Below are 13621 nucleotides of genomic sequence, written 5' to 3' on the forward strand. Positions count from 1 at the left end.
TGCGCTGTTGCTGCCGTTTCCGAGAATGTGCCGATGGCGCGGATCTCATAATCGAGTTTACGACAGTGCAACCAAATGGCGGTATCCGTGCTCTGACAGGAGCCGCTGCATGACAAGTTCGCGTGACACAGCAGAAATCCAAGCTGCGAAAAAACTAGCAAAACAGAAGGCTGCGACCTTACGAGATGCCAAGGCCGATCTCGAAACGCTATGCAGAAAGCAAACCGAATATTTCCTGAAGATCGCCGACGAGGTTCGCGCCCTGAAGGCGAGCGTTTCGGGATACGAGGATTTCGATCTCGTCGGCTGGCTGCAATCCACGCTCGGAATCTCGGTCGACGAAGCAACGGCCTATGCGACGTTCGACGCCGATCTGATCAGTCACCGGGAGACCTTCATAAAATTCCGCACCTCTCCCGAAACCATAAAGGCATTGGCACTATGCGACGTCGCGCTCAGGTCGGAGTGCATTGAGCAAATCGAGTTGAATGTTTCGCTAAACGCCGGGATCATCACGAAGAGGCGCGAAGACAAGCTGATTGCCGAGATGTCAGCGGAAGATCTGGCAATGCTTCGGAGGCAGGAAATCTTTGATGCAGCCGCGAGCCAGGCCGGCACTGCTTTAGCGGAGAAATTAGAGGATGGCGCGAAGGAAATCCTTAGGCTTCTCAGTCTCAACACCGGTGAAGAAACTGAATCTATGAAACCTTCCTCGGAAGTTGCGACGAAAGCAGCAGATGTCCGCGACGACTTCTATCGCTTGCTGGGCCCGTTCCTCCCACGCCACGGCCGAGATAAAATCGAAGAGCGGGTCGCCATCGGAGCGATCGTGTCCGCCTACTACAGCCTCGAGAGGCTGATAAAGGGAAAGCCTGGGCCTTGGAAGGGAATTGATTTCCTTGCCGGTATCCGTTCATTCGCCGTCGATCCTCTTGCGGCGACGGGTCCACAGCGGTCGCCATGGCGCGGGCCGAATTTCCTGGACATCGACGCTGGTGTTGGTAGAATGGCTATAGGCTTGGCAGCAGCCGGCTTTTTTAATCCGACGCTTTTTGCCAGAACTACTGATGAATTTTCAGCAATCGTCTCGAACAAGACCTTTCGCGACGTCCGGGAGGTTCGTCAGGACGCCTTCATAAGTCAGATCGCGAAACTCGACGGATCGGAGATCGATCTCGTTACTTGCGGCATTCCTTGGTACGCCTACAAATCAGGCGACTCCCGGCAGGCTTTCCAAAACTCGCTGTACGCGGTCGAGACGCTGAGGCCAAAGGCATTCGTCTTCGAGGCATATTCGCAGGAACTCGATGTCGATCGAGCTCAATCCTTCGAAGACGCGGGATACGATGTGAAGTGGTATTCGCTAGACAGCTCCAGGTTCGAACTCGCACAGAACAAAGTGCGCCATGTGATGATCGGCTCGAGAGATGGCCTTTTGGCCAATTTCGTCATGCCGAGGCTGAACGGTCCGAAACAAGTTTACCTCGATGAGGTCATAGGAGACCTCCTGGGCGGGCACGTATGGAGCGGACCAGTCAGCCCCTTGGCGCTTGAGAACTACACCAGTGCTCTCGCCGCTCTCCGCAAAAAATACGCAACTGTAAAAGCGCCTCCCTTTCCGAATTTCTATCGACGCGGACTGAAGCGATTCTGGACCGCTCTGAACGTCGACCCCAAAGGCTTTGCGGACGTCGCTCCGGCACTCGAAGATTTGGAAAATCCGGCCGGATTTCAGTTGTCTACCGCAATGGTAAAGCGCATCGTCAGCTTTCCGGACGATTGGAACGTCGAGTCAGCCTACTCTTCGAACGCACAGAAAGTTTCAGAGTCCTTCCCCCCGAAACTGGCGAGGATGATCGGACTGGCAGTTCACTCGGCGCTATCAGGGACCGACTTTGACTACGAGATAGCCAATCGACTTGACCTTATTGTACCGGTCCCCGCTTCAAATCAAGATCTATCACTTTTCAATATGCATCCGCATTATCCTGGGAAAGCCATCGTGAATCCAAACAAGGCAATCTACGACCTTTATGTTCGTTATTCACCAAGCACCATCTGACGCGACCCGCTTCAAATATCCTTGCACGATGACGCAGCAGCCGAGAGCTGCGTGTCGATGATCTCGGTCACATCCATGAACTTGAACTTTGTGATCACATCGCAAGTCTCTCCGTCCTTGCACAGGTCTATCTCGAAACCACGATCGATCAATTGAAAGCGTGCGCCGGCGTAATCGAATTCGAAGAACTCCCAGCGCTCGTCGTCTCGACCGACGTAGACATCGTCGATCCCTCTCTCAAGACAGATCGGTTCGAGTTTTACCCACAAGTCTCCCATTTCCCCATCGTCAAGAATGAATGGATAGCCAAGCCCTTGTGGAACGAGCGGATATCTTCGCAGGCCGTCGGCGGCAAGCTCGAACGCCCGTTCCCAGGTCTCGATGTATTCGCCCTTGCCAATCGTGTAGCCTTGGTAGTCGTAATCGCCCAAGTAGTGGACCCATCCGTTCGAGCCGACCGCAATCATGCTGCTTTCACACAGGCCGAGCTTGACGTTGTCCCAACTTACCTCGGCCTCGCCCGTGCGAGCCGGTGGCTCGAATATGAAGCTGACGGTCGAACGATAGATGTTGCCGCTGTCGTCGACCTTCTGAAAGAACAGATGGTACTGTCGATTTATAACTTCCATCTTGGGGGTCAGCCCAAGGTCCGCCGTGATCGCACCAAGACGCTGGTCGATCTCTTGCAGCCGCTTCTCCAGATAGTGCATGTCACCTCTCCACAATCGGTTTCCGGGAGAGATCGTTTCCGTTTGGCGCGCAATCGACAAATCTCGCGACGCGCCCACATGTCCCGCCAGCGGGGGCATGGTCGTATAGCGTTCATAACATTCGCGACGCCGTCGCCCGTTAACTATACTTAATAAATGCTAAAGGCGTCGGATTGACGTCGCGACCATTTGGCGTCGGAATAGCGGTCGAATTCTTCGCTAAACGGGGCAATACCCATGCGATCTGCTCGAATATTCCGCCTCATAGGGGCGTTGATAGGCATAGCCGCCAATTGAGCGCCATCGTGGCGATAGCCGCGAGTCCTTTCCAAGATTGACATTCGGGTTCGGGAAGTGTGCCGTATCGGGGCACTTTAGAACAAAAAAAGAACGATCTGTTTTTGGCGCGTCCTTGCAGATCCCGAGTTTAGGTTGCGGCCCAGGCCTCGGTGTAGGATCTTAGGCGTGTTCTGAAGTTCAGGTGCCTCGGCGCACCAAAGGAGTATGAGATGGAAATGCGCATCGCCGATCTCAAAGGATTCAACGTCGCGCTCGTCGATTAGATGAAGCGTCGTTTCGGCGAGACCTGCTCGTCCAATGACATCTTGATGACCGTCAGGGCGGCGAACCTCGCCTACGATCTTACCAAGGATTGGTCCGAACACCATGTCAGGCTTGCTGATCGGATCGCGACGATGGCTTGGTTCACGAAGAGACCGCTGCTTGTTCCCGCCCAAAGCGAATTTTACGCCTTGGTGCGGTCCTACTCGAACGACGCCGAGATTCGGGCCGTCTACCAGTCGAGGAGAAAGCCGATCTACGCGCACGTCGACAGTGACATCTTGGCTGCGATCGTCAAGCACGAGAGAGCTGCGGCAAACGCCCGAATAGAAGCCGCTCGCGCAGCGTAACGCGCAAAACCTTTCCTTCCAACAATCTGACCAGGAGAGCTGCCGTGCCGCAGAACCCTTTCGTGCGCCCTTTTTTTGAAACGTTCCTTACGGGATTGGCCGGAGGGCCAGGCGTTTCGGCGGCTCGGCGGCGCACTTCCGATCATTTGTCCAAATCGACGCTGCAGGAGGTACCATGCGCGACATTTTCCACGAACCTTGCCACGAAGACCACCGCGATACGGCCCGCGATGACGAGTTGGATCAGTGGGATCCGGCCGAGCATGCGCCGCGCGGAGCATCCAGACCATCGTCGCGGGGCTGGACCTACAGATTTCGCCCCCTCGCCCGCGGACCGCGCGCCCGAGGCGTTGGCATGCACGGTTCGATCCGTGCGGGACAATAGCGTCGGAGCGCTGCTGATCGATGCGAATGAAACACCCTGACATGAGGAGATCGACACGATGACAAAAGAGATGCGCTGGTCCTTCAACGTAATTCCAGAGCGCGTTGTGTCGGACCATTCATTGGCGACTGTCAGCCCAGCCTTGCGAGCGGCGCTCGACAAGCTGCGGCTCGACGGCGCCCAGCGCCGGTCAGCCGCGGACCGGGTCGAAGTCGACGGCCTTCCTTGCGCCGACCCGATCTTTCCGGACCCACGGTGTGCAACGGCGCCGCACCGACGTCTTCGGCGAAATCCGAGAGACCGACCGGTGCCTGCTGGCCCCTATCTGGCCTGACGCCGGCAATCCAAATCAGTTTGACAACCAGTCTTCACAGAAAGGTCCATCCAATGGCAACTTTTCCGCCCTTGTTTACCGATGCCGACACACCGTTCAGTGGTGGGGAGTACCTGTCCGCCAGTGAACGGCGTCCTTTCCAACAGCCAAGCCGCGAGGTGATGCGGTTGATGACCGATTTCGCCAAGCAGGCGATCGCGGAAGGCTGGGACGCCGAGACCGCGTTCGAAACGTTCGAAGAACTTCTCGACGAGCACAACGACGGCCTGCAACATGATGAGCGCCTCCACATGCCACGGTACCGGGCTTTCGAAGCAACGTTCGAGTCCGTCGCGCTCGCAGCCGATTTGGTGCTTCGCAGACGTCGCGCGCACTGACTGCGTGATCGAATACGGGTGCCGATAAGCGACACCCGCCTCAACAAACGGAGATGAATACGATGACTGCGTCGCAACACGCCGCGGCAACCCTGCCGCACGCCCTGAAAAATCATCCGGACTCGCTGTCGGTTCGGGACCTGTCCATCCAAGCCGCCTTCGCAAAGCTTACGATCGGAAGGAACGGCATCTCGGAAAAAGAAGCCTACGCGGAATACGAAAGATCCGTGTGCCGGGAAAACTCCTATGCCGCGGTGGTGGGTAGCCCGGAAACCGGCCTCGTCGGCCCCCGTGGTTTTTCCACCATGGTCCGAGCGATGAAATCCGAACGCGAGGCGCAGATCATCTGCCGCGGCCGCATGCACCCCGTCCTGCACTGAATTCAGATCCGCTGCCAGTGCCGCACGCTCCCTCCTTTTGAAAGGACGTCAAATGAAAGTCGAATGGCCAACAGTCCAGTCCGCCCTGGACGCGATCTCCGCTTCCTCTCCTATCAACCGGCGCCCGATCCTGGGCGCCGCGCCAGCGCCCGCTTGCCCGGCGCCCCTTGGCCGGCCCGATACTTGGCCGGTCCGGCCGTCGATCGCCGATATCGGCGACATGTTCTTCGAGCGCGCCTCCGAAGCGCGTCCCCGTTACCTGCACTAGGCCAGGCCATGCGGCCGCGGCCCAGGCCGCGGCCAGCCCGAGTTTTCCAATCAGGAGTACCAAAATGACTGCTTCCCGACCGTTCGAAGCTGCGTCGATCGCTTCGAACTCTCCCCTCGCCGTAGCTTTTGCGCGGCTCGTGGATGAGATCCCCGTTCCACCGAAGCCGGAGACCACTGTCGATCTTGAGACTGGGTGCATCACGGGCGTCAAGGTCGAACTGCTTCCCATGCGCACGGAGACGACGGAAACTCCTTGCGATTTCGCGCGGACCCGCGTCAGGCCGTTCGCGCCCCGGTCGGTGCAGGCCTGATCGACCCCGGTCGCTATTCCTTCCTCCGCGATCGCGTTGGATTCCCGTCGCTCGGCATCCGGGCGGCACAAGCACACTTGTTTGCATTGGAGACGACGATGACGAAAGAAACAGACCGGACGATCACGCTACCTCTCGGCAATCCAGCCGCCATGCGTCTGTTCGAGCAGGAAACGGGTGCGATCCCGATCGTCGTGGTGACCGATCCCGAAATTCTCGCGCTCCTGGACGGCATGCTCAGAGAAGCCGTCGACTCCTGCTTTGGACCGGACGAGCTTTGCGTGGACGACGCGTATGACCTCTTCAAGCAGCGGATCGAGCTGCTGAACAACGACCGGGAAGTCCAGATCCCGTTGCCGTCCTTTGGAATGTTCGGACTGCGGCTTCGTTCCGACGAGAGAAGCTCGTTGAACCCGCGGGTCTGGCTGCCTTCAGAACGTCCACCCCGCGATCTTGCGAGGGAAAGGCGCCGTCGCGAGCTTTGGTTCGACGCCTGCGACTTGTTCCTCGAAATGCACGCCGCCGGCCAGCTCATCGACGGAGAGTGTACGTCGCTGTCCAACCGCTCGCTCAAGAAGACCCTTCCTGCGCTCATGCGTGCGGTCGGCGGCGACAAGGAAGGCATGGAGCCGCCATCACCTCGCTGGTTTCGACGCGAAGTGACGAGGCAGGAAGACTGACTTCCCGCACATCTCACAACCGGCGACGGCACCGAGCCGGCGTACCCTTTGCCACGTCCAGAAAGGACAATGCATGTCGAACGACCAGACGTTTTCACCGTTGCTCATCGGAGGAATTCCGGCGGCCGAGCTTCGCAGGAAGCTCTATGGCCACCGGGGCCGGCTGCGCAACAACCGCGGCATCCTCGAACAGGTGCAATATGATCGCGCGGGCGTAGCGCCAATCAACCAAACGCCCGAAAGCACCGTCTACCTGACGCCCGACAGGGAGCACGTCGGCGCCACGACGTCAGATGAATTCGGCGACGTGTGGATCGAACCGACGCCGTCGTCCGGACTGCGTTCCGTGGACTTCAAGTCGACCTCGTCGTTCCGAGGCCATGTTCCCTATCGCGACCAGAACACGCGGCTGGCTGCGGAAAGCATGATCGAGGCGCGTCTCGCGAAAATTCTACAGGTGAATCGACGCATCGTCGATATTCGCGACCAGTATCCGCTGTGCCACTATCTCGACGACGGCGAGCAACGGGAGACGATCTTCGACTACTGGGTCCAGCTCGACAATCAGATGCGGGTGGCGATTGCCGTCAAGCCGGCGAACCGCGTGCGCAAATCGGGAATCCTCAGGACATTGAAGCTTTGCGCCGAGCAGGGGATCGGCAGCTATGCCGACCGAGTGGCGCTCTTCACCGACATCCCGGCAAGTTTGGACAACGAATACAACGCCGCCTGGATTCTTCGGTCCCGCCGCGCCTTCAACCAGGCGGAGTTCGACCAGGCGCTCGCGCGCATTCAAACGGTCTACGGCTCGACCCGCTTCCACGACCTTCTACTAGGAGCGCCAAGTCAGGCCGGTCGTCGTACCGCTATCTGGAACTTGATCGACGAAGGGTACCTCGTCGCGGAAGAGCCCGGTCGGATCAAGGATCTTTCATGGCTTCGTCACAACCTGACCAATTGAGGAGACCTCATATGAGCGCGGACATCCCTATGAAGAAAGTCGCCTCGTCGATCGCAGGTGCGCCCTCGCGAGCCGACGTCCTTCGGGCGCGAATGAGCCCTCGCCTGTTCAACGTGGAACGGCCTCGCTGGTGCGTGTCGCCGTCGGACTGGGAAGGCCGACAGCGCCTCCTTGAACAGGCCTGCGATCTCTATCTCGAGCTTAAGGCAGCCAAAATCCCGATCGCCGGACGTCGCGCGAGCCTTTCGACGCCCGTGCTCCGGGTCATCTTGCCGGTGATCGAGCACGAGGTCGGCGCCGGCCGGTGCTTCGGCCTGACGCAGAGCCAGCGAGCATTCCGCGCGATGGTGAAGGAGAAGCAGGCGCAGTCGTCAGCGGCGAATATCAGCTCCAGACACTCGTCGGCGCTGCACTGAGCGACCGGTCAGAACGTGGCTTGCCGCCTGCGTGGCGCCTCGATCAGCAGCGCTGGCAGTCGGGCTCCGGCGCACCGGCAGATCTTTGCGGCCAGCTTCGGTCGCCAAACTCCAGGATAGGAATACTCATGACGAATTCCGGCTACTCCGCGTCCGATCTCAAGCCGCGCCGACGTTTTGGCAGAAATGCCGTCGTGCGAATCTTTGGGCGCCCTTACCGCGTCGTCTCGTCCAGTCGTGAAGGGAAGCTCTTCAAGTCCTTGATTTCCATGGAGACGCTCTTCATGGCCCACGACGACATCGACGATCATTTCTCCGGCGGCTCAATCACGGTCGAGCTCTTTCCCGGAACAGATGGACGCGTTTCCTATGTCGATAGACCAGGGGCCACAGACCTGAGCGACGAGCGGATGCGGGAACTGGCCGGATGCTGATCTACCAATCCTCCGGCGCCGACCCGCCATAGCTCCGTCTGTTCCGGACAACCGATCAACCTGACGAAACCGGCGTTCCGACGCCGGTGCCTCACGGCGACGCGATCGCGTCGGCGGCGCCCTTCTGCGCGCCAACACAACCTTGATCGTTTTTCGAAAGGACGACTGCATGAATGAACCTGTCAAGAACATGCTCTTTCCGGTCCCGCGTTATCGGATCTGGAAGTCTGCGCTGATCGTGATCAAGAAGAAGGAGTACCGGCTCATCGACACGAACGACGAGGGCCATCTCCTCGTTCCGGTCGATCGCCCGGAAACCACGGAGCGGTTCACCCACACGCGTTTCTACGAGCTGATGGAAGCTCGGAAGATCGACGTTCACCAGTTCTTCTTTGCCGGAGGACGGAAAAAGCGTCCGACCGAGTTCGAGAGCAAGCGCGTCGTCGATCTTCCTGACAAAGCGCAGTTCCGCGTCATCCAGTACCAAGCGATGCTTGATGCGTTTCTCCGTCGGAAGGTCGCCGCGGCGCGCGACAAGACGCTCGAGAAGGTGCAGCTCAGCGACGCTTCGCTCCGACGCGTTCTTCCGCTCATCAAAGCGGAACTCGAGCCGAAAAAGGGTCAGGCAGGGAGCGTGCGCACTTCGGTGACGATGCCGAGCCCCCGTCAGTTCCGACGTCTCCTCGCCCGGTACCAGGAGAGCGGTTACGACCCGATGAGCCTTGCCAAGTTCTCGGCCAGCAAGACGAAGAGGCTTGAGCTGCATCTGGCGCAGGATATCCAGATCTGGAACCAGTTCGCCCACGAATATGCGAGCCCCTTAAAGCCGTTCGTCACCGACGTGCACAAGGCGCTCGTGGCTCATATCGTGCAGCTCAACGACAAGCGCGTCGAACAGAACCTGCGGCTCCACACGATCCCGTCTTACAAGCAGTTCCTCAAGCTTGTGAAGTCGCTGAACACGTTCTGGGTGACCGCCGCGCGAGAAGGCAAGGAGGCTGCCAACAAGCTATTTCGGATTACCTACGGCAATCACGAAGTGGAGCGCCCCGGCGAGGTCGTCGAATTCGACGAATGGACCGTCGACCTCATTACCTGGTTCTCTTGGGCAAAGCTGCTTGAGTTCCTGTCGGCAGAAGAACTGGCGGCCATCAAGAAGGTGCGCTTGAGGGTGATCGTCGGCATCGACGTAGCCACGAAGTGCATCGCTACGATGCGGTTCTCGACGGCTGCGGCGACCGAGAAGACCATGATCGACGCGATCGAGATGATGGTCAGCGACAAGTCGCGGCTGGCCAAGCTTGCGGGCGCCAACTCGTCGTGGCCGTACCACATGCTGGCGGAGACCGCGGTCGCCGACAACGGTGGCGCACTTGCGGCGTTCGGGGTCCGTGCGGTGTTCTCGGCGCTCGAGACGCAGTACATGCACCCGCCCGCTGGAATGCCTTGGTTGCGCGGCTCGATCGAGGCGGTGTTCAAGACGTTCGGCGGCCAGTTCCTGGCGTGGTTCGAAGGCCGAACGTTCTCGGACATCTTCACGAGGGGCGACTACAAGTCCGAAGAGCGCGTGTCTTTGTCGATCGACCAGCTCAACCTGCTGCTGGTGCAGGCGATCGTGGATATCTACCACCATCAGCCTCACTCGACGACGGGCCAGACGCCGCACGAACGTTGGCTGAGGCTGTCCGAGAAGTACGGCGTCCTTCCGCCGCCGCCGGCGAAAGTACGTAGGGCGATCTTTGGTACCCGCATGAACCGCGAGATCACGGACCAGGGCGTCACGATCTTCGGCATCCACTACCAGAGCAAGCTGCTCCAGCAGTTCCGCATGGACTCGAAGAGCTCGATCCTCGTCCGTGTGGACCGCTTCAATCTCGATGCGATCTCGGGTTGGAACGGCGAAGGCTGGTTCACGATCCCGGCGACCATCCGGATCCCGGAGGACGTTTCGCTGTGGGAATGGGTGGGCGCGGCCCGCGAAGTGGAGGCCGACAACGCCCCCGGAACCGAGCGCGGGCTCGCCTCGATGCTTGCCGCGGTCAATCGTCTTCGCCTTTCCGGCGCCGCGGCATCGGCGCGAGCCGGGATCGCGACGGCCCCGATCGACGAGGAATCGCTGTTGAAGGCGCACACGAACTACTTCGACAACATGGCCTACATCGACGACCTGGGCGACGTCGACCCGGAACTCGCACCGCTTCTGCTGGCGAGCGATCCCTTGATGACGGGCATCGCCGGCATCGACGACCAGCTCACGGCTTCATCAGAGCCGGATCCCGATTTCCCGGCAGCCGCGATCTTCGTAGCGGCGCCAACCACCATCCGTTCCACTTCCGACATCAAGATCTAAGGAGGATCGCACATGTCAGACAATTCCAGCTTCGACCCTATCGCTTCCGCGGCCGCTCACCTCGTCTCCGCCATGGACCCGGAAGCCCGCGCGCGGGCCGAGGCGATCGGGCGCTTGAACCAGGCCTACATCGAGTCGGATCAGCACACACGTGTTCTGGCCGGCGTGAACGACCTCATCGAGAATGCCGCATCGGCGCTCAACGGTGAAGCTGGCAAGCGCCGTGCCTTGTTCGTGCTGGGCGCGAGCGGCTCCGGCAAGACGACCGCCCTGCAACATACGTTGTTGAACCGACCCGAGCTCCAACCCTACTACAACAGCTATGGCAACGAAGTAAGGCACCTCATTCACATGGAGGCGCCGAAGCCGGCATCGATGAAGCTGTTTGGTCGAAAGATGGTCGAAGCCACGGGCTACCCGTTGTCCAACTCAGCGCGTTACACCGAAAACGAGCTCTTCGAACTCGCCAAACGGCAGCTCAGAGAGAGGCAGGTGCTGTTCCTTTACGTCGACGAAATGCAGCACCTGTTGCGGGCCAACAAGGCCGAGGACATCGTCAATGTCGCGGACACGCTGAAAAGCCTGCTGCAGATCGAAAACTGGCCTCTCCACCTTATCGTCGCTGGCATGCCGGTCCTGGCGAAGTTTCTCGAGGAGGAGACCCAGCTTCGCAATCGGAGCCTTCTGATCTCCTTGGAGCAGACGACCTTCCCGCAAGACAAGGAGCGCGTGCGAAAGATTGCTCAAGGGATCATCGAAAGTCATGCGAAACTTCGCCTGGATGGCTCCTTCTTCACGGACACCTTCCTGGAAAAGTTGGTCAAGTCGGCAGATGGCGGCTTCGGCACCATCATCCAGATGGTCAGAGGTGCCTGCCAGATCGCTCTTCAGGCGAAGCTCTCGGAGGTCGGAAACCAGCAATTCGCCGAATGCTATGCGCGCATCACGGGCTGCCAGCCCGCGCACAACATGTTCCTGTCGGCTGATTGGAGGAAACTGACGCCCGCTACGACGCTGGCCGACCTTGCTGCAAAGCAGGCACGTGCCGACCGCGTTGCGAAGGCTACCAAGACAGTACGGGAGGGCTAGGGATGCTGAATCGGGTCGAGTTTCACTCCTCTGAGACGCTCAAAAGCTTTCTGTCACGCTCTGCGGCAGCAAATGGCGCTGGCGACATGCGCTCTCTCCTCAAGCATCTTGGCACGACCTACGCCAAGTTCTCGAGTGAGATTCGACCCTCCGATGAATACGTTTCGGCCGAGCTTGGGATCTCGGCCGAACGGCTCGCTCGCGCCAGGCGCTCCAAAGCTGGGAGCAGCGCGCGTTTCAAGCTCAACGGGCATCTGTTGGATCGTAGGTCTCTTTGGCTCGGGCCATTGCGTTACTGTGCGTTGTGCTTGATGGACGACATGACGACCAGAACCGACAGGCCCGTCGTTCGCCCATTCGGCCGGATGTCATGGACGGTCGAATCGGTCTCCGCCTGCCCCGTTCACAGCATCAAGCTCTCCATTGCGGACAACCTTGGACGGGAACCCGACGACTTCGCTCGCGACGTTTCATCACGATGGGCGGTAGTCGAATATCAGGCCTCACGCTGCGAACGTGTCGAACTGCATGCCTGCGACCACTACTTCGCCGACCGCCTGGACGCCAGGGAGGTCGCAGTCCCACTCGTCGACGAGATCCCTTTTTATCCGGCGATGCAGATCTGTGAAAATCTCGGCGCCTTGGTCGACCGAGGACCAACTGCGCTCGGCATGGCAAAACTGCCTGCCGACGAGCTTGCGCGGCTACGACATGTCGGCTTCGATCTCCTCGCTCGGGGGGAAGGCGCGCTTCGCTCTTTTCTGACCGGCGCTGCTCGGCGTTATTGGGACACCGCCGCATGGCATCCGATGACGTCGCTCTTCGGAAATTTCTATCAGGTCGTGAGTCGAAACCAGAACGATTATCCAACTGCAGTCAAAATTCTCCGGGATGTCGTCCAGAATAACCTGCCTGTGGGACCTGACGACGTCTTTCTTGGCGCGCCTTTCGAGCGACGGCTTCATACCGTCGCGACGATCGTGAGGCAGCATGCGATCAGCTACCGAGCGGTACGAGGCATTCTCTGTGACGCCGGAATCATCGATGAATCTGTCCGTTTCACAGGCGACGCGAATATCCGCATCGAGGGTGATGTGCTTCGCGACACATTCGAGCGAGAGGCTAACCTTGTCTCCCAGTCGTCGTTGATCAGGATAACCGGCATGTCCGATCTGTTCGAAACCTGCGTATTCGATCCGGGCTGGGAGTATTCGCTCCAGCCTCAAACGACGTACAACCGCGGCAAGCTTTACAGGATCTCTGACGCCTTCGACCTGCTCGCTAGACTTTCAGCGAATGCGGGAGATCACAGTGGATCCGACATGGTCACAGTCTCTGAGGCGGCACGGCTTGCAATGACCTCGAAAGACGAGGTGATCCAGCTCCTGGCAAAGGGCGCACTTCAACGCGTCAGCACGACAGGTAAACGCTTCTCGGGGATAACTGTATCGTACCTCGAAGTACGCGAAAATTTGGCAAAGCCTTATTGCGGAGCGCTGCACTACGAGGATGTCTCCATCGTGTTGAACCTGCCGCTTAATTTGGTGAAGTCCTTGATGCAGGACGGCGCCTTGCCTGTATCGCTGGTTGAACTGCCGGGATGGATCAAGACGTATCCGGTGATCTGGCCGGCTGCGCTTGACGTGTTCACAGACCTGAATGTCTCGGTGGCCGAATTGGCTGCGCGTGACAAGTCGACGCCGGAGGCCGTCGTAGCGAAGCTTGAGGACGGCGGGATCTTCCCTTCGGTGAAAACGCGAGGCGGGTTGCCGGTTTTCTATTCGAGGGAGGTGCTGGGTGAAAGAGTCACTCGCATGATTTCTTAATCGAAGGTGTCCAAATCAGGACTGCACACGAGCACAGACACCGACGCGATCAATCCCACCTACTGGAAAATTGCGGAATTAAGTGGCAAAAGTCACCATCTCCACTTTTGGCCGCTTAGCCGTAA

Annotated in this window: 13 protein-coding genes; 12 read left to right on the forward strand and 1 reads right to left on the reverse strand. The window is 59.1% G+C overall.

The features are described 5' to 3' along the window. Positions 1-109 precede the first annotated feature (109 nt). A complete protein-coding gene (locus QTL95_RS18290; protein ID WP_289721338.1) occupies positions 110-2062 on the forward strand; it encodes a DNA cytosine methyltransferase in 1953 nt (650 codons plus the stop codon). An 11-nt stretch (positions 2063-2073) separates the two neighbouring features. Here QTL95_RS18290 and QTL95_RS18295 read toward each other — a convergent pair whose 3' ends face one another. Beyond that, positions 2074-2772: a hypothetical protein gene (locus QTL95_RS18295; protein WP_289721339.1), complete on the reverse strand. Its 699-nt coding sequence runs from the start codon at positions 2770-2772 to the stop codon at positions 2074-2076. A 563-nt stretch (positions 2773-3335) separates the two neighbouring features. Here QTL95_RS18295 and QTL95_RS18300 point away from each other — a divergent pair. The 11 genes from QTL95_RS18300 (at position 3336) to QTL95_RS18350 (ending at position 13496) form a co-directional block, all read left to right on the forward strand. Then, a complete protein-coding gene (locus QTL95_RS18300) occupies positions 3336-3683 on the forward strand; it encodes a hypothetical protein (protein WP_289721340.1) in 348 nt (115 codons plus the stop codon). Between the two features lie 772 nt (positions 3684-4455). Next, on the forward strand, positions 4456-4779 hold the full coding sequence (locus tag QTL95_RS18305) for a hypothetical protein (RefSeq protein WP_289721341.1): 324 nt from the start codon (positions 4456-4458) through the stop codon (positions 4777-4779). Between the two features lie 62 nt (positions 4780-4841). Continuing rightward, positions 4842-5159: a hypothetical protein gene (locus tag QTL95_RS18310; RefSeq protein WP_289721342.1), complete on the forward strand. Its 318-nt coding sequence runs from the start codon at positions 4842-4844 to the stop codon at positions 5157-5159. Positions 5160-5491: 332 nt separating this feature from the next. Beyond that, complete coding sequence (locus tag QTL95_RS18315) at positions 5492-5740, forward strand: hypothetical protein (RefSeq protein WP_289721343.1); 249 nt, start codon at positions 5492-5494, stop codon at positions 5738-5740. 98 nt (positions 5741-5838) lie between these two features. Further along, a complete protein-coding gene (locus tag QTL95_RS18320) occupies positions 5839-6420 on the forward strand; it encodes a hypothetical protein (protein ID WP_289721344.1) in 582 nt (193 codons plus the stop codon). 73 nt (positions 6421-6493) lie between these two features. Continuing rightward, on the forward strand, positions 6494-7381 hold the full coding sequence (locus QTL95_RS18325) for a hypothetical protein (RefSeq protein ID WP_289721345.1): 888 nt from the start codon (positions 6494-6496) through the stop codon (positions 7379-7381). Positions 7382-7392: 11 nt separating this feature from the next. Next, positions 7393-7797 carry a hypothetical protein gene (locus QTL95_RS18330; protein ID WP_289721346.1) on the forward strand — a complete coding sequence of 135 codons (405 nt, stop codon included), beginning with the start codon at positions 7393-7395 and terminating at the stop codon, positions 7795-7797. Positions 7798-7925: 128 nt separating this feature from the next. Further along, positions 7926-8231 carry a hypothetical protein gene (locus QTL95_RS18335; protein WP_289721347.1) on the forward strand — a complete coding sequence of 102 codons (306 nt, stop codon included), beginning with the start codon at positions 7926-7928 and terminating at the stop codon, positions 8229-8231. A gap of 169 nt (positions 8232-8400) precedes the next feature. Then, entirely contained in the window at positions 8401-10581 is a 2181-nt protein-coding gene (locus tag QTL95_RS18340; protein ID WP_289721348.1) for a hypothetical protein, read from the forward strand. 12 nt (positions 10582-10593) lie between these two features. Next, positions 10594-11670: an ATP-binding protein gene (locus QTL95_RS18345; protein WP_289721349.1), complete on the forward strand. Its 1077-nt coding sequence runs from the start codon at positions 10594-10596 to the stop codon at positions 11668-11670. Between the two features lie 2 nt (positions 11671-11672). Continuing rightward, positions 11673-13496 (forward strand): TniQ family protein, encoded by a 1824-nt coding sequence (locus QTL95_RS18350; RefSeq protein WP_289721350.1) that lies wholly within the window; start codon positions 11673-11675, stop codon positions 13494-13496. The last annotated feature ends 125 nt before the right edge of the window (positions 13497-13621 follow it).

The sequence above is a fragment of the Rhizobium sp. S152 genome, assembly GCF_030380735.1.
Taxonomy (GTDB): Bacteria; Pseudomonadota; Alphaproteobacteria; order Rhizobiales; family Rhizobiaceae; genus Rhizobium.

Excerpts from the sequence above, each read along its gene's own strand:
- QTL95_RS18290 (WP_289721338.1), top strand. The coding sequence starts at position 110 with ATGACAAGTTCGCGTGACACAGCAGAAATCCAAGCTGCGAAAAAACTA.
- QTL95_RS18295 (WP_289721339.1), bottom strand. The coding sequence starts at position 2,772 with ATGCACTATCTGGAGAAGCGGCTGCAAGAGATCGACCAGCGTCTTGGT.
- QTL95_RS18300 (WP_289721340.1), top strand. The coding sequence starts at position 3,336 with ATGAAGCGTCGTTTCGGCGAGACCTGCTCGTCCAATGACATCTTGATG.
- QTL95_RS18305 (WP_289721341.1), top strand. The coding sequence starts at position 4,456 with ATGGCAACTTTTCCGCCCTTGTTTACCGATGCCGACACACCGTTCAGT.
- QTL95_RS18310 (WP_289721342.1), top strand. The coding sequence starts at position 4,842 with ATGACTGCGTCGCAACACGCCGCGGCAACCCTGCCGCACGCCCTGAAA.
- QTL95_RS18315 (WP_289721343.1), top strand. The coding sequence starts at position 5,492 with ATGACTGCTTCCCGACCGTTCGAAGCTGCGTCGATCGCTTCGAACTCT.
- QTL95_RS18320 (WP_289721344.1), top strand. The coding sequence starts at position 5,839 with ATGACGAAAGAAACAGACCGGACGATCACGCTACCTCTCGGCAATCCA.
- QTL95_RS18325 (WP_289721345.1), top strand. The coding sequence starts at position 6,494 with ATGTCGAACGACCAGACGTTTTCACCGTTGCTCATCGGAGGAATTCCG.
- QTL95_RS18330 (WP_289721346.1), top strand. The coding sequence starts at position 7,393 with ATGAGCGCGGACATCCCTATGAAGAAAGTCGCCTCGTCGATCGCAGGT.
- QTL95_RS18335 (WP_289721347.1), top strand. The coding sequence starts at position 7,926 with ATGACGAATTCCGGCTACTCCGCGTCCGATCTCAAGCCGCGCCGACGT.
- QTL95_RS18340 (WP_289721348.1), top strand. The coding sequence starts at position 8,401 with ATGAATGAACCTGTCAAGAACATGCTCTTTCCGGTCCCGCGTTATCGG.
- QTL95_RS18345 (WP_289721349.1), top strand. The coding sequence starts at position 10,594 with ATGTCAGACAATTCCAGCTTCGACCCTATCGCTTCCGCGGCCGCTCAC.
- QTL95_RS18350 (WP_289721350.1), top strand. The coding sequence starts at position 11,673 with ATGCTGAATCGGGTCGAGTTTCACTCCTCTGAGACGCTCAAAAGCTTT.